The 17,538-nt window shown below is 70.3% G+C and carries 17 protein-coding genes; 9 read left to right on the top strand and 8 right to left on the bottom strand.

The genetic code is table 11. The features are described 5' to 3' along the window. Positions 1 to 47: 47 nt before the first annotated feature. From qcrC to qcrB, 3 genes are read left to right on the top strand one after another with little or no spacing between them, the layout of a single operon-like run. The gene (gene qcrC, locus RR3_RS08490; protein WP_026137666.1) at positions 48 to 917 is read left to right on the top strand and encodes a cytochrome bc1 complex diheme cytochrome c subunit; all 870 of its coding nucleotides are present in this window, start codon (positions 48 to 50) and stop codon (positions 915 to 917) included. Further along, positions 914 to 2,041: a cytochrome bc1 complex Rieske iron-sulfur subunit gene (qcrA, locus tag RR3_RS08485; protein WP_010594346.1), complete on the top strand. Its 1,128-nt coding sequence runs from the start codon at positions 914 to 916 to the stop codon at positions 2,039 to 2,041. Before qcrC ends, qcrA begins: the two co-directional genes overlap by 4 nt. Continuing rightward, positions 2,038 to 3,687, top strand: a complete 1,650-nt coding sequence (qcrB, locus tag RR3_RS08480) for a cytochrome bc1 complex cytochrome b subunit (protein WP_010594345.1) — start codon at positions 2,038 to 2,040, stop codon at positions 3,685 to 3,687. The genes qcrA and qcrB overlap by 4 nt, the downstream gene beginning before the upstream one ends. Before the next feature lie 138 nt (positions 3,688 to 3,825). Here qcrB and RR3_RS08475 read toward each other — a convergent pair whose 3' ends face one another. Beyond that, the gene (locus tag RR3_RS08475) at positions 3,826 to 4,701 is read right to left on the bottom strand and encodes a cytochrome c oxidase assembly protein (protein WP_017680370.1); all 876 of its coding nucleotides are present in this window, start codon (positions 4,699 to 4,701) and stop codon (positions 3,826 to 3,828) included. A gap of 17 nt (positions 4,702 to 4,718) precedes the next feature. Here RR3_RS08475 and RR3_RS08470 point away from each other — a divergent pair, with 17 nt between their 5' ends. Further along, positions 4,719 to 5,180 (top strand): hypothetical protein, encoded by a 462-nt coding sequence (locus RR3_RS08470; protein WP_017680369.1) that lies wholly within the window; start codon positions 4,719 to 4,721, stop codon positions 5,178 to 5,180. A 102-nt stretch (positions 5,181 to 5,282) separates the two neighbouring features. On the opposite strand, the gene RR3_RS08465 is transcribed toward RR3_RS08470, so the two are convergent. Further along, on the bottom strand, positions 5,283 to 5,699 hold the full coding sequence (locus tag RR3_RS08465) for a cytochrome c oxidase subunit 4 (protein ID WP_010594341.1): 417 nt from the start codon (positions 5,697 to 5,699) through the stop codon (positions 5,283 to 5,285). 31 nt (positions 5,700 to 5,730) lie between these two features. After that, a complete protein-coding gene (ctaC, locus tag RR3_RS08460) occupies positions 5,731 to 6,795 on the bottom strand; it encodes an aa3-type cytochrome oxidase subunit II (RefSeq protein WP_108754921.1) in 1,065 nt (354 codons plus the stop codon). Positions 6,796 to 7,067: 272 nt separating this feature from the next. Here ctaC and asnB point away from each other — a divergent pair, with 272 nt between their 5' ends. After that, positions 7,068 to 8,993 carry an asparagine synthase (glutamine-hydrolyzing) gene (gene asnB, locus RR3_RS08455; protein WP_010594339.1) on the top strand — a complete coding sequence of 642 codons (1,926 nt, stop codon included), beginning with the start codon at positions 7,068 to 7,070 and terminating at the stop codon, positions 8,991 to 8,993. 63 nt (positions 8,994 to 9,056) lie between these two features. Here asnB and RR3_RS08450 read toward each other — a convergent pair whose 3' ends face one another. Both RR3_RS08450 and RR3_RS08445 read right to left on the bottom strand, forming a co-directional pair. After that, the gene (locus tag RR3_RS08450; protein WP_010594338.1) at positions 9,057 to 10,028 is read right to left on the bottom strand and encodes a carbohydrate kinase family protein; all 972 of its coding nucleotides are present in this window, start codon (positions 10,026 to 10,028) and stop codon (positions 9,057 to 9,059) included. A gap of 113 nt (positions 10,029 to 10,141) precedes the next feature. Next, entirely contained in the window at positions 10,142 to 10,492 is a 351-nt protein-coding gene (locus tag RR3_RS08445) for a HesB/IscA family protein (protein ID WP_010594337.1), read from the bottom strand. A gap of 145 nt (positions 10,493 to 10,637) precedes the next feature. On the opposite strand from RR3_RS08445, the gene RR3_RS08440 reads away from it, so the two are divergent. Further along, on the top strand, positions 10,638 to 11,303 hold the full coding sequence (locus tag RR3_RS08440; protein WP_010594336.1) for a DUF3043 domain-containing protein: 666 nt from the start codon (positions 10,638 to 10,640) through the stop codon (positions 11,301 to 11,303). Between the two features lie 103 nt (positions 11,304 to 11,406). Here RR3_RS08440 and RR3_RS08435 read toward each other — a convergent pair whose 3' ends face one another. After that, entirely contained in the window at positions 11,407 to 11,622 is a 216-nt protein-coding gene (locus RR3_RS08435; RefSeq protein WP_040275257.1) for a hypothetical protein, read from the bottom strand. Positions 11,623 to 11,756: 134 nt separating this feature from the next. Here RR3_RS08435 and cobT point away from each other — a divergent pair, with 134 nt between their 5' ends. Further along, positions 11,757 to 12,860, top strand: a complete 1,104-nt coding sequence (gene cobT / locus RR3_RS08430) for a nicotinate-nucleotide--dimethylbenzimidazole phosphoribosyltransferase (RefSeq protein ID WP_017680367.1) — start codon at positions 11,757 to 11,759, stop codon at positions 12,858 to 12,860. After that, positions 12,860 to 13,612: an adenosylcobinamide-GDP ribazoletransferase gene (locus tag RR3_RS08425; protein WP_017680366.1), complete on the top strand. Its 753-nt coding sequence runs from the start codon at positions 12,860 to 12,862 to the stop codon at positions 13,610 to 13,612. The genes cobT and RR3_RS08425 overlap by 1 nt, the downstream gene beginning before the upstream one ends. Positions 13,613 to 13,627: 15 nt before the next feature. Here the strand turns inward: RR3_RS08425 and RR3_RS08420 are convergent, their stop codons facing one another. Both RR3_RS08420 and gcvT read right to left on the bottom strand, forming a co-directional pair. Beyond that, complete coding sequence (locus RR3_RS08420) at positions 13,628 to 14,731, bottom strand: branched-chain amino acid aminotransferase (protein ID WP_010594332.1); 1,104 nt, start codon at positions 14,729 to 14,731, stop codon at positions 13,628 to 13,630. 33 nt (positions 14,732 to 14,764) lie between these two features. Continuing rightward, positions 14,765 to 15,865, bottom strand: coding sequence for a glycine cleavage system aminomethyltransferase GcvT (gcvT, locus tag RR3_RS08415; protein WP_026137665.1), 1,101 nt, complete (start codon positions 15,863 to 15,865; stop codon positions 14,765 to 14,767). A 74-nt stretch (positions 15,866 to 15,939) separates the two neighbouring features. Here gcvT and RR3_RS08410 point away from each other — a divergent pair, with 74 nt between their 5' ends. After that, positions 15,940 to 17,448 (top strand): leucyl aminopeptidase, encoded by a 1,509-nt coding sequence (locus RR3_RS08410; RefSeq protein WP_064066134.1) that lies wholly within the window; start codon positions 15,940 to 15,942, stop codon positions 17,446 to 17,448. Positions 17,449 to 17,538 lie beyond the last annotated feature (90 nt).

The following is a 17,538-nucleotide window of genomic DNA, read 5'->3' as shown; positions in this document are numbered from 1 at the left end:
GCAGCCCCCTGACGTCCAGTCCGTCCCGACATACCAAAGGGATACAGATGAGTTCATCCCCACCTCTCGCTTCCGAGGGTGACATGCCCGGTCAGTCCGCGGCCGCGTCCGCCAAGTCCCGCCGTCAGCGCAAGCTGCGCCGCCGCGTCACCGGTGCGCTGGTGCTCGCCCTCGGCCTGCTCAGCGCGGGCTTCCTCGCCTCCGCGCTGACCCCCGCGCCGCAGGTGGCGACGGCGAACGAGGATCAGTCGGCACTGATCCGCGAAGGCAAGCAGCTCTACGAGACCTCCTGCGTCACGTGCCACGGCGCCAACCTGCAGGGTGTGCAGGACCGCGGCCCGAGCCTGATCGGTGTCGGCGAGGCAGCCGTGTACTTCCAGGTCTCCACCGGCCGCATGCCGATGATGCGCAACGAGGCCCAGGCCCTGCGCAAGACGCCGAAGTTCGACGCGGCCCAGACGGACGCCCTCGGCGCCTACATCCAGGCCAACGGTGGCGGCCCCACGCTCATCCGCGACGAGAACGGTGAGATCGCGCAGTCCTCGCTGCGCGGCGACGACGTCGCGCGCGGCAGCGAACTGTTCCGCCAGAACTGCGCCTCGTGCCACAACTTCACCGGCCGGGGTGGCGCACTGTCGTCCGGCAAGTTCGCGCCCGTCCTCGACCCGGCGAACGAGCAGCAGATCTACACCGCGATGCTGACCGGTCCGCAGAACATGCCCAAGTTCTCCGATCGTCAGCTCACGCTGGAGGAGAAGCAGGACATCATCGCCTACGTCAAGGCGTCCAGCGAGACGCAGAGCCCCGGCGGATACGGCCTGGGCGGCTTCGGCCCCGCCTCCGAGGGCCCGACGATGTGGGTGGTCGGGATCGTCGCCGTCGTGGGTGCGGCACTGTGGATCGGAGCAAGGTCATGAGTGGCGGCGAAACGCCGAACAAGCACACGATCGAGAATCTCGATCAGATGAGCCGCGACGATCTCGTCGCGCTCGGCACCAACCTCGACGGTGTGGACGTGGCGTTCCGCAAGGATCGCTGGCCCGTCGGCGGCACCCGCGCCGAGAAGCGCGCGGAACGCAACGTCGCCTTCTGGTTCGGGCTGGCGGGCGTGTCGGCCCTCGCGTTCATCGCGGTGTTCATCTTCTGGCCGTGGGAGTACCAGGGCCCCGGGGAGGACAACTACGCGCTGTACAACCTGTACACGCCGCTGCTGGGCCTGACCCTGGGTCTGGCCATCCTCGGCGTCGGCGTCGGTGCGGTGCAGTTCACCAAGAAGTTCATTCCGGAGGAGGTGTCGATCCAGGATCGGCACGACGGTGTCTCCTCGGAGGTCGACCGGCGCACGATCGTCGCCGAGCTCTCCGACTCGCTGGACACCTCCACGCTGCCGCGCCGCAAGCTGATCAAGCGCACGGCGCTGTTCGGTGGCGGTGCCCTCGGCCTCGGCCTGATCATGCCGCTCGGCGGCCTGATCAAGAACCCCTGGGCCGAAGGCGACGACTCCCCGCTGTGGGTCTCGGGCTGGACCCCCCGGTACCCGGGCGAGACGATCTACCTGCGCCGCGACACCGGGCGCGTGAACGACATCGTCCTGGTCCGCCCGGAGGACCTCGACGCCGGCGGCATGGAGACCGTGTTCCCGTTCCGCGAGTCCGACCGCGGTGACGAGCACGCCCTCCTCGAGGGCCTGCGCGGCATCCGCAACGCCGTCATGCTGATCCGCCTGCGCACCGAGGACACCGCGAAGGTGATCAAGCGCAAGGGCCAGGAGAGCTTCAACTACGGCGACTACTTCGCCTACTCGAAGATCTGCACCCACCTGGGCTGCCCGACCTCGCTGTACGAACAGCAGACCAACCGCATCCTGTGCCCCTGCCACCAGTCGCAGTTCAATGCTCTGGAGTACGGCAAGCCCCTGTTCGGTCCTGCTGCTCGCGCACTGCCGCAGTTGCCTATTACAGTGAACGAAGAGGGCTTCCTCGTCGCCGGCGGCGACTTCATCGAGGCTCTCGGTCCGGCATTTTGGGAGCGTCGCCCGTGAGTACTGCAACACCGTCCCGCGCCGCCCACGCGGCGGAGAACATCGACTCGCGCTATCACCCGGCGGCCGGGTTGCGGCGTCAGATCAACAAGGTGTTCCCCACCCACTGGTCCTTCCTCCTGGGTGAGATCGCGCTGTACAGCTTCGTGATCCTGCTGATCTCGGGCGTGTACCTGACGCTGTTCTTCGATCCGTCCCTCGCGCACGTCGTCTACGACGGCGCCTACACCCCGCTGCGCGGCGTCACGATGTCGCGCGCGTACGAGACGACCCTGGACATCTCGTTCGAGGTGCGCGGCGGTCTGTTCGTCCGGCAGATCCACCACTGGGCTGCGCTGATGTTCGCCGCGTCGATCATCGTGCACCTGCTGCGCGTGTTCTTCACCGGTGCGTTCCGCCGTCCGCGCGAAGCGAACTGGGTGATCGGCTCGCTGCTGCTGATCCTCGCGATGTTCGAGGGCTTCTTCGGCTACTCGCTGCCCGACGACCTGCTCTCCGGCACCGGTCTTCGCGCCGCCCTGTCCGGCATCACCATCAGCATCCCGGTGATCGGCACGTGGATGCACTGGCTGATCTTCGGCGGCGACTTCCCGGGCATGCTCATCATCCCGCGCCTGTACGTCGCGCACGTCCTGCTGCTTCCGGGCATCATTCTCGCCCTGATCGCAGCCCACCTCGCGCTCGTCTGGTACCAGAAGCACACGCAGTTCCCCGGCCCCGGCCGTACCGAGCAGAACGTCGTGGGCGTCCGGATCCTGCCGGTGTTCGCCGTCAAGTCCGGCGCGTTCTTCGCCATCACCTTCGCGGTGCTGGCCCTGATGAGCGGTCTGCTCCAGATCAACCCGGTCTGGAACATCGGCCCGTACAACCCGTCGCAGGTGTCCGCCGGCTCGCAGCCCGACATCTACATGATGTGGACGGACGGCCTGGCCCGGATCTGGCCGGCCTGGGAGATCTACCTGTTCGGCCGGTACACGATCCCCGCGGTGTTCTGGATCGCGGTGATCATGGGCCTGGTCTTCGCGGTGCTGATCGCCTACCCGTGGATCGAGAAGAAGTTCACCAAGGACGACGCGCACCACAACCTGCTGCAGCGTCCGCGGGACGTCCCGGTCCGGACCGCGATCGGCGCGATGGCCCTGACCTTCTACGCCATCGCGACCATCATGTGCATCAACGACATCATCGCCTACAAGTTCGACATCTCGTTGAACGCGATGACGTGGATCGGCCGCATCGGCATCCTGCTCGGCCCGCCGCTCGCCTACTACCTGACCTACCGGTTCTGCCTGGGCCTGCAGCGCAGCGACCGTCAGGTGCTCGAGCACGGCATCGAGACGGGCATCGTCCGTCGCCTGCCGCACGGCGAGTACATCGAGATCCACCAGCCGCTCGGCCCGGTGGACGAGCACGGCCATCCGATCCCGCTCGAGTACCAGGGCGCTCCGGTGCCCAAGCGCATGAACAAGCTCGGCACCGCCGGCAAGCCCGGCGCGGGCAGCTGGTGGAGCGCGGACCCGGCCGAGGAGGCGACCGCCCTCGAGGCCGCGCACCACGAGGCTGAGGTCGAGCAGCGTGCCATCCTGAGCGAGTACCAGGAACGCGTCCACGGCACGCCGACGGACGGTGACGGCCGGACGCACTGACGCCCGTCCGAAGCCGGAGGCCCCGAACCGCACGCGGTTCGGGGCCTCTGCCGTTCGCGGGCATCCCGCACCCCTCCGAGCCGCGTGCGCGCATCCGACCGCTCCCCCACCTCGGCAGACGCCCGGGGCGACCGCCCGCTACCGTCCGGGTGTGTCGGCACTCCGGTGCCCACGCGGCGTCGCGCCGACACCGGTCCGAGGAGGAGCGTGGAGGCCCTCGGCTGCGTCCCGGCGGACGCTCCGGGCCCGGTCCCGGCCGGTACGGCGGTACCACTCCACGGCCAGCACGACGGCGAGCGCCACCTCGACGAGGTCACCGCCGTAGTACATCACCAACGCACCGGCCTGCAGATCCGACGTGGCGACCTCGTGACCGGGCGGTGGGGACGCGTAGAGGCTCTTGGCCAGGATCGCGTGTGCCGTCCCGGCGAGGAACAGGACCGCTGCCCGCGATCCGAGACCGTAGCGGTGCCGGACGGGGTCCACCTGGCAGATCGCGTAGGCGAACAGCACCCCGGCCGCGAACACGTGCAGATGGACGACCGCCCCGAGCAGCGGACTATGGTGCATGACCGCGAACAGGCCGGTGCGATACAGCAGCCACAGCCCACCCAGATCGAGAACGGCCGCGACCGGCGGAGCTGTGAGCACCGCGACGGGCCCCGAGTGCGCTACCGACACCAGCGCCCGTCGCGCGGGACCCGGCTGCACCGCTCGCAAGGCGAGCGTGACGGGGCGTGCGAGCACGAGCAGCACCGGGCCCACCATCCCCACCCCCAAGTGGACACCCATGTGGCCGGTGAAAGCCGGCACCGGCAGGGGCACGGTCGCCGCAGCGACGATCGCACACCCGGCGACGAAGGACGCATCCCGTGCCCGCGACCAGACGTCGCCGCGCCGCCGAAGACGGCTCGACGCGGCAAGGTAGGTACCGGCGATTGCCGCGGCGACGACGACCACGAGCAGGTGCAGCAGCCCCGGACTGCCCGGGGCGAGCATCGAGTGGTCGTGCATGCCGTCGCCGCCTACCGGTGGTCCGCACGGACTGCCCGCACCAGCAGGACCGCGCCCACGACGAGGAGCACCAGGGCGAAACCGTTCCAGGCGAGGTCGTACGGCAGCAGCTCGACAACCGGGCCGTGGACTACGGGCAGGGTGCCGTGCTGGGAGTCGTGCGGTCGGTGATGTCGGAGGTGGGGTTACGAGGGCCGTGGGCGTCCGCGAAGTTCACGGTTCTGCGGCTGACCAACGATCAGATCCTGGAGAACGCCACCGGGGTCGGTGCCCCGCCACAGACGTGGCCACGCTCGGAACTGGTGGTCGACGTCCTGCACAAGGCGGTGTACGCCTTCGTCACCGGGGTGGTCGCGGACGCTCTGGCAGCTCGCCGGGGCCGCGGACCGGGACAGCTGCACGCCGCGACTCTGCCGGGCCGGCATGCCGGTGTCGGTCCCGTGCCCCGCGACCTCGCCTCGGGCCGGTCGCCACGGTGACCCCCGACCGTCGTCCGCAGCACGGTGCTCCCGGAGACGCAGAAGCCCGCGGGGCGGCCTCACGATGAGGCCGCCCCGCGGGCGTCGTGCTTCTGCGTGCGCTCAGTGCTTCTCGGGTCCGACGTGGTACTCGAACACCAGGCCGGCCGCCGCAGCCAGGATCAGCACCACGGCGAGGACGATCAGCCACGGCTGGAAGAAGGCCAGCGCGATGGCGGCGAAGGCGGCCGCCCCCGCCAGCAGGATCGGCCAGTAGCTCCCCGCGCTGAAGAAGCCCAGGTCGCCTGCGCCGTCGCTGATCTCGGCCTCCTCGTAGTCCTCCGGGCGGGTGTCGAGGCGACGGGCCACGAAGCGGAAGTAGGTGCCGACGATCAGGGTCAGGCCCGCCGAGAGCACGATCGCCGTGAGGCCGGCCCACTCGATGCCCGTGCGGGACAGTCCGGTGAACACTCCGTAGACGATGGCGACGAGCACGAAGAACACCGTCACGACTTCGAAGAGCTTGGCTTCGATCTTCATATCAGCTTGTCCTTGGTCGGAGGGTTACCGGTCAGTTGCCCGCGGTGACGACGCCGCTGGCCGCCCGGTCGGTGCGGTCGGTCTTGAACGGGGTGGTGGACGTCGCGACCGGGGACTCGCCGATACGCTCGAGCGCCTGCGCGTTGGTCAGGCCCTGACCGCCGTCCTCGACGGGCTTGCGGAGCTCGATGTACTCCGCGAACCGCTCCGGGCTCACCGCGCGGACCTCGAAGTTCATCATCGCGTGGTAGGTGCCGCACATCTCGGCGCAGCGGCCGACGAACGCGCCTTCCTCCTGGATCTCGGAGATCTGGAAGACGGGATCGGAGCTGTTGTTCAGCGGGTTCGGATTGACGTCCCGCTTGAACAGGAACTCCGGCACCCAGAAGGAGTGGATCACGTCGGAGGAGGCGAGCACGAACTCGATCCGGCGGTCGGTCGGCAGGACGAGGACCGGGATCTCGCTGCTGGTGCCGACGGTCTCGATCTTGTTGTAGTGCAGGTACGACAGGTCCTCGGCCTCCTGACCGTGGATCGGTGCCGGCACCTCGTGCTCGCCGCCGGCATGCTCCTCGTCGTCACCGGCGACCGCGGCCTGGGCGATCTCGTCGGTGCCCTCGTAGCGTGCCGTGCCCTCACCGAGATCGATCGTGCGGTAGCCGAACTTCCAGTTCCACTGGAACGCCGTGACGTCGACCACGACGTTCGGGTTGTCCTCCTTCTCGAGGACGTAGTTCTGCACCACCACGGTGAAGTAGAACAGCACCGCGATGATGACGAACGGCACAGCCGTGTACAGCAGCTCGAGCGGCACGTTGTACGCCGTCTGCCGCGGGAACTCCGGCGAGTCCTTCTTCTTGCGGTGGAAGATGACCACCCAGAAGGTCAGGCCCCACACCAGCACACCCATGACGAGGGCGGCGACGACCGACCACGTCCACAGCTCACGCATACGCTCGGCCTGCGGGGTAATCCCCTCCGGCCAGCCGAAACGCAGGACTTCCTCGCTGCTGCATCCCGTCAGCAGCAGGGCTGCAATACCGAGAGATGCTGCCAGCCCGAACCGCCGAAGGATCCGACCTTGCGCCACGTTCACGCCTTCCTGATCGCCGCAATTCCACTAGGGCACACCCGGAGGGCAGACCCAATTACTACGCAGCGTAGACCAAACCCGGCTGCGATCCATCCCCGGGGCGCACACAACGTGTCGCGTCGTTGCGTGCCCGCTGCTCACGACAGGGTCGACACCGGCCGCCGGCTGCCGCAACCCCCGGGCTGCGGCATACTGCCATGCAGACCGTCGGTCCCTGCCGCGGCAACATTCCCGGGGGCCGAATCCATCCCAACCGGAATGAGGTATCGGACGCCGTGTGCGGACTGCTCGGGTTACTGACCACTGACGGCACCAGCGACGACGCCGTCGCCAAGGTCGACTCCGCGATGCACTGCCTGCGCCACCGCGGACCCGACGAGCACGGCACCTGGCACGACGGTGACCTGGTCTACGGCTTCAATCGGCTGTCGATCATCGACATCGCGCACTCGCACCAGCCGCTGCGTTGGGGCCCGCCGGAGTCTCCGGAGCGCTATGCCCTGACCTTCAACGGTGAGATCTACAACTATCTGGAGCTGCGTGCCGAGCTGACCGAGAAGTACGGGACACAGTTCGCCACCGAGGGCGACAGCGAGACGATCGTCGCCGCGTTCCACCACTGGGGTGCCGACGCGGTGCGACGACTTCGCGGCATGTTCGCGTTCGCAGTCTGGGACACCGAGACGCGCGAGCTGTTCCTCGCCCGCGATCCGTTCGGGATCAAGCCGCTGTTCCTGGCCACGGGCACGGGTGGCACCGCGTTCGGCAGCGAGAAGAAGAGCCTGCTCGAGCTGGCCGAGGTGATCGGGATCGGCACCGGACTCGATCCCCGCGCCGTCGAGCACTACACGGTGTTGCAGTACGTGCCCGAACCGGAAACCCTGCACGCGGAGATCCGGCGGCTCGAGTCCGGGTGCTTCGCCCGGGTGCGTCCGGGGGGCCGCCCCGAGATCACCCGGTACTTCGAGCCGACGTTCCCCGTCCGTCCCTTCGCCGCGGGTCGCGAGGACGACCGGTACCGGGAGATCGCGGAGGCGCTCGAGGACTCCGTCGCCAAGCACATGCGCGCCGACGTGACGGTGGGATCGTTCCTGTCCGGCGGTATCGACTCCACGGCCGTCGCGGCTCTCGCGATGCGGCACAACCCGAATCTGATCACCTTCACCACCGGGTTCGAGCGCGAAGGCTACTCGGAGGTCGACGTGGCCGCCGAGTCCGCCGCCGCGATCGGCGCGCGCCACGTCGTCAAGGTCGTCTCCCCCGCCGAGTTCGCCGCCGCGATCCCCGAGATCGTGTGGTACCTGGACGACCCCGTCGCCGATCCCGCGCTGGTGCCCCTGTGGTTTGTCGCCAAGGAAGCGCGCAAGCACGTGAAGGTGGTGCTGTCCGGGGAAGGCGCCGACGAGTTGTTCGGCGGCTACACCATCTACCGCGAGCCGCTGTCGCTGAAGCCGTTCGAGTACCTGCCGAAGCCGATGCGGCGTGCGGCCGGCAAGTTGTCGGAGCGCATCCCCGAGGGCACCCGCGGGAAGAGCCTGCTCCATCGCGGGTCGATGACGCTCGAGGAGCGGTACTACGGCAACGCCCGCAGCTTCAACGACGCGCAGCTGCGGGCCGTGCTGCGCGACTTCCGTCCGGAGTGGACGCACCAGGACGTCACCGCGCCGATCTACGCCCGCTCGGCCGGGTGGGATCCTGTCGCGCGGATGCAGCATCTCGACCTGTTCACCTGGCTGCGCGGCGACATCCTCGTCAAGGCCGACAAGATGACGATGGCGAATTCGCTGGAGCTGCGCGTGCCGTTCCTCGACCCGGAGGTCTTCCGCGTCGCCTCACAGGTGCCGCTGGATCAGAAGATCACGAAGAACACCACCAAGTACGCGCTGCGACGAGCCCTCGAGGGCATCGTCCCGCCGCACGTGCTGCACCGCGCGAAGCTCGGCTTCCCCGTGCCGCTGCGGCACTGGCTGCGCGGACCCGAACTGTTCGACTGGGCACGCGACGTGATCGCCGAGTCGGGCACCGAGCACCTGCTGGACAAGGCGGCCGTGGCCCGGATGCTCGACGAGCACCGCGAGGGCCGGACCGATCACAGCCGACGGCTGTGGACGGTGCTGGTGTTCATGATCTGGCACGGCATCTTCGTCGAGCAGCGCATCGTGCCGGAGATCCAGGAGCCGGCGTACCCCGTCGAGGTGTAGGGCCGCTCCGCGGCCGGTGTGCCTTTTGGGCGGTGGGGACCGCCCAAAAGGCACACCGGCCGGTCACGGCAGGATTGCGGCGATCTCGTCCGCGGCCGCCTGCCCGTACGCGACCGTCAGCCGCTTGACCGCGTCGGGGCGGTCGAAAGTCCATTCCTGGGTGCCGGTCGTCTCGAGCACCAGAACCGCGACGAGCGAGCCGAGCTGGGCGGCGCGTTCGAGGGTGAGGCCCGCCCGGTGTCCCAGCAGGAACCCCGCCCGGAACGCGTCGCCGACGCCGGTGGGGTCCACCTTGGCCCGCTCGGGCACGACGCCCACGTGCGTCCGGCGGCCGTCCCGTTCGACGATCTCGACACCGTTACCGCCGAGCGTGGTGACCCGCAACCCGACCATGGCGCGGATCTGCTCCTCCGTCAGGCCGGTCTTCTGCTGCAGGAGTCCCCACTCGTATTCGTTGGTGAACAGGTAGGCGGCGCCGTCGATCAGCCGCGCAGCCTCCTCACCGCTGAGGCGGGCGAGTTGCTGAGACGGGTCGGCCGCGAACGGCACGCCGAGCTGCCGGCATTCGTCGGTGTGCCGGGCCATCGCCTCCGGGTCGTTGGCGCCGATCAGGACCAGGTCGACACCGTGCGCCCCGGTCACCCCGGCGAGGGAGATGTCCCGCGCCTCGGACATCGCGCCCGGATAGAACGACGCGATCTGGGCCATCGCCTCGTCGGTCGTGCACACGAAACGCGCGGTGTGCGCGGTCTGCGACACGTGCACGGGGCTGCAGTCGACGCCGTTGCCCTCGAGCCACGCGCGGTACTCGGCGAAGTCGGCGCCCACCGCTCCGACGAGCACCGGTGCCCCGCCGAGCACGCCCATCGCGTAGGCGATGTTGCCGCCCACACCGCCACGGCGGACCACCAGGTCGTCGACCAGGAAGCTGAGCGAGATGTGGCTGAGCTGGTCGGCGACGAGCTGCTCGGCGAAGCGTCCGGGGAAACGCATGAGGTGGTCGGTGGCGATGGAACCGGTCACGGCGATGGTCACGTGGCTGGGCCTTTCAGCGGAGGACTGGGATCGATCTCACGCTACCCGCACCCACCGGACAGCAGTGCGACCCCGACGCGAGATCGCGCCGGGGCCGCACTACGGGACCTGCGTCAGTTGAACGAATCGCCGCAGGCGCAGGAGCCGGTGGCGTTCGGGTTGTCGATCGTGAAGCCCTGCTTCTCGATCGTGTCGACGAAGTCGATCGACGCGCCTTCGACGTAGGGCGCGCTCATCCGGTCGACGGCGAGGACGACGCCACCGAAGTCACGGGTGAGATCACCGTCGAGCGTCCGGTCGTCGAAGAACAGCTGGTAGCGAAGGCCGGCACACCCACCCGGCTGCACGGCGATGCGCAGCGAGAGGTCGTCGCGGCCCTCCTGGTCGAGCAGTGCCTTCGCCTTGGCGGAGGCGGCCTCGGTCATGGTGACGCCGTGAGTGGCGGTCTCGTCCTGCACAGTCATGGGCGCTCCCTCGTCTTTCGTGTGAAACCCGGTTCCCTCAACGGTACCGCGCGCGGATCTATTCCTCATGCGCGGTACCGGACCGCGCGGGGGCCTGACCGGGGGCGATTTCCCGGCCGGGCCGGTTTTCCCATAGCCTGGAGGGGTGAAGTTGCTACGCCGCGGCGGTTCCGACGAATCCGACAACGAGGACCTCGGTGTGTCCGAGTCCGTCGCCGCCCCGCAGTCCGAGGGGGGCAAGGGGACGACCGGCAAGGGCCGTCCCACTCCGAAGCGCCGGGAGGCCGAAGCGCGTCGGCGCGGTCCCGTCGCTCCGGCTCCGTTGACCGCCAAGGAGGCGCGGGCACGCCGCAAGGCAGCCAAGCAGTCCCTCTCCAAGGACGAACGCAAGGCTCGAGCCGCCGAGCGCCGCGCCGCCGCGGGCGAGCGCCGCACCCGGATGCTCGCCGGCGAGGAGAAGTACCTGCTGCCCCGCGACAAGGGTCCCGTGCGGGCCTACGTCCGCGATCTGGTGGACAGCCGCCGCAACCTCGTGGGTCTGTTCATGCCGATGGCGCTCATCCTCATCATGACGATGTTCCTCGGTCCGGTGGTCCAGCAGTACGTGACGCTCGCGATGTTCGCGATGATCGTGCTCATGGTGATCGAGGGGATCTACCTCGGCCGTCTCGTGAACAAGAAGGTCCGGGCCCGTTTCCCCGACACCACCGAGGGCGGTTTCGGTCTCGGGTGGTACGCGTTCGTGCGGGCCTCCCAGATCCGCAAGCTCCGGGCGCCGCTGCCCCGGGTCTCCCCCGGCGACGCCGTCTGACCGCAGCCCACCGGCACGCCGGTGAGTGCTGCGGCGACCGGCACACCGGTCAGTGCTGCGGCGACCGGCACACTGGTCAGTGCTGCGGCGACCGGCACGCCGATCAGTGCTGCGGCGACCGGCGCGCGTCGATCGTGGTGCGCACCCAGCCGGCCGACGGGTCGCCACCGTGGGGCGACGGATCGTGCGGCCGGAAATGGTCACAGCGCCACCATGCCCGGGTCACCCAGCGCGGCGCGGGACGGGAACGGGCCCGCGCGAGCTCGAGCCCGGCGAAGAGCGTGGCCAGCACGAGGACGATCACGACGACCTGGCTCATGACGGACAGTCTGTCGCCGGCGACCCGGCCGAGACAGTGGCAGCAAGGCCATCTACCGTCGATTTTCTGCCGCAGAGCGGGTTGATAGCGTCCAGCGGTGGCTTCGGCCTCCGCGACTTCGTGAAAGGTGCCCCGTGAGCAGCGAATCCGTTTCCTCCGCCGACGTCGTCTTCCCGCCCGTCGTCGCGCCCGATCCGGAGGTCCGCCGGCGCGCCGAAGGCCGACAGCGCGACCTCACCAAGCCTGCCGGTTCCCTCGGCCGGCTGGAGGAACTGGGCTGCTGGGTCGCGTCCTGCCAGGGGCAGGTCCCGCCCCGGCCGTTCGCCCGCCCCCGCGTGGTGGTGTTCGCCGGTGATCACGGGGTAGCCCGCGGCGGCGTCTCCGCGTACCCCCCCGAGGTCACCGCTCAGATGGTCGCCAACTTCCTCGCCGGTGGCGCCGCGGTCAACGTGCTCGCCGGGGTCGCCGGCGCCGGGGTCCGGGTCGTGGACATGGCCGTCGACGGCGACACGGATCCGGCCGTCTCCGCGCACAAGGTGCGCCGGTCGAGCGGCGCCGTCGACCGGGAGGACGCGCTCACCGAGCAGGAGACCCTGCAGGCGATCGCCGCCGGACGAACCGTCGCCGACGAGGAGGTCGACGCGGGAGCCGACCTCCTCGTCGCGGGCGACATGGGTATCGGGAACACCACCCCTGCCACGGCGCTGATCGCCACCCTCACCGGCACCGAACCCGTCGCGGCGGTGGGCCGTGGCACCGGGATCGACGACGCCGCCTGGATGCGCAAGGTCGCCGCGATCCGCGACGCAATGCGCCGCGCCCGGCCTCACGCCCGCAACCCGGTGGCCCTGCTGCGCACCGCCGGCGGTGCCGACCTCGCCGCGATGGCCGGTTACCTCGCGCAGGCGTCGGTGCGCCGGACCCCGGTCGTGCTCGACGGGGTCGTCGTCACCGCTGCCGCGCTCGTCGCCGAGGAGCTGGCTCCCGGGGCCCGGGACTGGTGGGTCGCCGGGCACCGCTCCACCGAACCGGCCCATACGCTGGCCCTGCGGCACCTGAACCTCGACCCCCTCGTCGACTTGGGAATGCGTCTCGGCGAGGGTTCGGGAGCGGTTGCCGCGCTGCCGATCCTGCACGGTGCGGTCGCGGTGCTCACGAACATGGCCACGTTCGCCGAGGCCGGCGTGAGCACCCGCGACGAGGACGGCGCGCCGGTCGCCGAGCCGCGCGGCGACTGATGCGCGGCGTCGCTCTCGCTCTGTCCTGGCTCACGGTGCTGCCGATCCGGGGGCCGGGGCACATCGATCGCAGCGCGGCGGGCGCGGCCATCGCTGCGGCACCGGTGGCCGGCCTCGTGCTGGGCCTGGGCACCGCGGGCGCGCTCTGGGCGGCCGTCGCCGCCGGCTGCACTCCCCTGCTCGCCGGCCTGATCGGGGTGGGATTTCTGGGCCTCGCGACGCGGGGCATGCACCTCGACGGCCTGTGCGACACCGCCGACGGGCTCGGCTGCTACGGGCCGCCGGAGCGGGCACGTGAGGTGATGAAGTCGGGCGGCGCCGGGCCGTTCGGGGTGGCCACCCTGGTACTCGTGCTGGGAGCGCAGGCGGCCTCGTTCGGGGCGCTCGCCGACGCTCGATCCTGGTTCGCCGTGGTCCTCGCGGTCACCGCCGGCCGGGTCGCGGTCGTGCTCGCATGCCGCCGCGGTGTGGCCGCAGCACCGGGCAGCGGGTTCGGTGCCCTGGTCGCCGGGACGCAGCCGCTGGGGGTGGGCGTCCTGTGGGCCGTCGTCGCTGCTGTCGCGGCCGCCTGGTGCGTGCCCGGCGCCTGGTGGACCGGTCCGGCGACGGTCGCCGTGGGGCTCGTGGCCGCACTGCTGCTGGTGCGGCACTGCGTGCGCAGGTTCGGCGGCCTCAACGGCGACGCGCTCGGAGCCGGCCTCGAGACGACGGTGACGGTGGTGGCGGCGGCGCTGAGCGCGGCCGTCGGGTAGCGACGGCCGCCGGCCTCAGCGCAGCGTCGTCAGCCAGCCGTGGGTGTCGGCGAAGGTGCCGCGCTGGATCCCGGTGAGGGTGTCACGCAACGCCATGGTGACCTTGCCGGGCTCGCCGTCGCCGACGGTGAACTCGCCGTCACGGCTCTTGACGGTGCCGACCGGGGTGATCACCGCCGCGGTCCCGCACGCGAAGACCTCGGTGATCCGCCCGTCGGCAACCTCGGACTCCCACTCCTGAACCGAGATCTTGCGCTCCTCCACCTCGAGGCCGGCCTCCCTGGCCAGCGTGAGCAGCGAGTCCCGGGTGATGCCGGGCAGCAACGAGCCGGACAGCTCCGGCGTCACCAGCTTCGCGTCGGCGCCCGAACCGAAGATGAAGCACAGGTTCATGCCGCCCATCTCCTCGATGTAGCGGCGCTCGACGGCGTCGAGCCACACCACCTGGTCGCACCCCTGCTCGACGGCCTGCGCCTGCGCCAGCAGCGACGCCGCGTAGTTGCCGGAGAACTTGGCGTCGCCGGTGCCGCCCGGGGCGGCCCGCACGTACTCCTGCGAGATCCACACGCTCACCGGCTTGACGCCGCGGGGGAAGTACGCGCCGGCCGGGGAGGCGATCAGCACGTACCGGTACTGGTTCGCGGGCCGCACGCCGAGACCCGCCTCGGTGGAGAACATGAACGGCCGCAGATACAGCGACTCCTCACCCCCGGCGGCCGGCACCCATTCGTGGTCGGCGTCGACCAGCTCCGCGATGGACCGGACGAACAATTCGTCCGGCAGCTCGGCCATCGCCAGGCGCCGCGAGGACCGGCGCATCCGCTCGGCGTTGGAGTAGACGCGGAAGGCCGCGATGCTGCCGTCGGGCTGACGGTAGACCTTCAGACCTTCGAAGATCGCCTGACCGTAGTGCAGCACCATCGCGGCCGGATCGAGCTGCATCGGTCCGTACGGCTGGACGGTGGCGTCGTGCCAGCCGCGGCCCTCGGTGTAGTCGATCGTGACCATGTGATCGGTGAAGTACCGGCCGAAACCGGGATCCGCCAATACTTCTCCGCGCCGTTCCGCGGAAGCGGGCGAGGGGTGCGGAACATGGGCGAATTCGAGGACACCGGTCATGACCGTTGATCCTATCGAACCGCCCGCACGGTCCTACTTGGTGTGGTCGGGCACGAACGGAGGCGCGACGAGCTGGGCGCGCAGGGCGCGTCCACGGACGTCGACCGTGACCTCGTCACCGGCGGCCGGGTCCCCCGCCGTCTCGAGAAGCGCCAGCGCGATCCCGACCTTCAACGTCGGGGAGAACGTGCCGGACGTCGTCTCCCCCACCGGAGTTCCGTCGCGCAACACCTTCAGGCCGGGTCGCAGCACCCCGCGGTCGAGCGCCCGCACGCCCCACAGTCGCCGCGCCGGACCGGACTCCTTCTCCGCGACGAGCGCCGCGCGGCCGCGGAAGGCCGGCTTGCTCCAGCCCACGGCCCACCCGCAGCGAGCCTGCAGGGGCGAGATGGCCTCCGACAGTTCGTGCCCGTGCAACGGGTATCCCATCTCGGTCCGCAGAGTGTCGCGAGCCCCGAGGCCGGCGGCCTGACCGCCGGCCGCACGCACGGCGTCGGCCAGGGCACGGAACAGCGACTCGGCGTCGGCCCACCGCGGCACCAGTTCGAAGCCGCGCTCACCGGTGTATCCGGTGCGGCACACCCGTACCGGCAGATCGTTCCACCGGGCGTCCACGAAGCTCATGTAGCCCAGGTCGGTGGGCAGCCCCAGCCCCTGCAGGACGGCCTCGGAGTTCGGTCCCTGCACGGCGAACACACCGTGGTCCCGGTGCTGGTTCGTCACCGTCACGCCTTCGGGGGCATGCGCGGCGAGGACCTCGACGACCGCTGCGGTGTTCGCGGCGTTCGGCACGAGGAACAGTTCCTCGTCGGAGACGTAGTAGACGATCAGGTCGTCGGTGACACCGCCGGACTCGGTGCAGCAGAGGGTGTACTGCGCCTTGCCCGGCCCGATCTTGCGCAGGTCGTTGGTGAGGGTGGCGTCGACATAGTCCGCCGCGCCCGGTCCGGCGACGAGAGCCTTGCCCAGATGACTGACGTCGAACAGGCCGACGTTCTCGCGCACGGCGGTGTGCTCGGCCACGGTACCGGCGTACGAAACGGGCATCTGCCAGCCACCGAAGGCCGCGAAGGTCGCTCCGAGTTCGGTGTGGACGGCGTGGATCGGGCCCTGCAGCAGTGGCTGGTCGCTCATGTGCCCCACGCTATCCCACCCCCCGAGATCACTAGCATCGGTGCCACGACCCCCTTCCCCCCTAGGAGACGCCTGTGAGTGCCCTTTCGCCCACCCTTCCCGAACTCGTTCTCGCCGGAAGCGTGTCCAAGCGCGCGGACGTCCTCGTCGTCGGGCTGACCGCCGGCGACGGCGGCCCCGAGGCCCTGCTCGGCGACGGCCTGGTGGACGAGGACGTCCTCGGCGGACTGCTCGACGCCCTGCAGTCCGTCGGCGCCGAGGGCAGAGCCGAGGAGGTCACCCGGATCCCCGCGCCCGCCGCCCTGCCGGTCACCAGCGTCCTCGCCGTCGGGCTCGGCGCCGCCGACAAGCTCGACGCCGAGCAGGTGCGCCGCTCCGCCGGCGCTGCGGCGCGCGCCCTCGCCGGCGTCCCCGTGGTCGCGACGACCCTGTCCGCCGTGGATCTCGGCGCAACCGCAGAGGGCTTCGCGCTCGGCGCCTACACGTTCACCGAGTTCCGCACCACCAAGTCGAACGCCGGCGACGCGCAGCCGCCGGCCCGGATCGAACTGCTCGTCTCGTCGCCCCGCGCCCGAGAGGCCAAGGCGGAGCTGGCCCGGTCGGTCGCCGTCGCCGAGGCGGTCGCCACCGCCCGCCGGTTCGTCGACACCCCGCCGAGTCACCTGTTCCCGGCCGAGTTCGCCGAGCGCGCGAAGGCGCTCGGCACCGCCGCCGGGTTGAAGGTCGAGGTGCTGGACGAGAAGGCGCTCGAGCAGCAGGGTTACGGCGGCATCGTCGGGGTCGGCAAGGGATCGTCGCGTCCGCCGCGGCTCGTGCGCCTGAGCTACTCGGCGAAGAAGCGGAAGGCTCCGAAGGTCGCGCTCGTCGGCAAGGGCATCACGTTCGACACCGGCGGCATCTCCATCAAGCCGGCCGCCGGGATGGAGAACATGACGTCCGACATGGGGGGTGCGGCGGCGGTGGTCGCGACGGTCGTGCTCGCCGCGAAGCTCGGCGTGGCGGCGGACGTGACCGCGACGGTACCGATGGCCGAGAACATGCCGTCCGCGACGGCACAGCGACCCGGCGACGTGCTGACCCAGTACGGCGGCACCACCGTCGAGGTGATCAACACGGACGCCGAGGGCCGTCTCATCCTGGCCGACGCCATCGTCCGCGCCTGCGAGGACGAGCCCGACTACCTGATCGACACCGCGACGCTCACCGGCGCGCAGATGGTCGCGCTGGGGACGCGGACGCCCGGCGTCATGGGCACCGACGAGTTCCGGGACCGCGTCGCCCGGCTCTCGCAGGAGGTGGGGGAGAACGGGTGGGCGATGCCGTTGCCGGCCGAGCTGCGCGCGGACCTGAAGTCCCGGGTCGCCGACCTGGCCAACGTCACGCCGCATCGCTGGGGCGGGATGCTCGCCGCCGGCCTGTACCTGAAGGAGTTCGTCGCCGAGGGTGTGCAGTGGGCCCACATCGACATCGCCGGGCCGGCCTTCAACACCGGGAGCCCGTTCGGCTATGTCGGCAAGGGCGGCACCGGCGTCCCGGTGCGCACCCTCATCGCCGTCATCGAGGACATCGCGAACAACGGGTGATCCGTCCCGCGCGTCCCTGCCGGGTTGCGGGGACGCGCGGGCGCACGCGACCCAACCCTCGTCGAACGCCGCCGAGGGATCAGTGCAAGG

It is taken from the genome of Rhodococcus ruber NBRC 15591, from assembly GCF_001894945.1.
Taxonomy (GTDB): domain Bacteria; phylum Actinomycetota; class Actinomycetes; order Mycobacteriales; family Mycobacteriaceae; genus Rhodococcus; species Rhodococcus ruber.
Note: the sequence above shows the minus strand (reverse complement) of the source record. Positions and strands in the feature narration are given on the sequence as shown.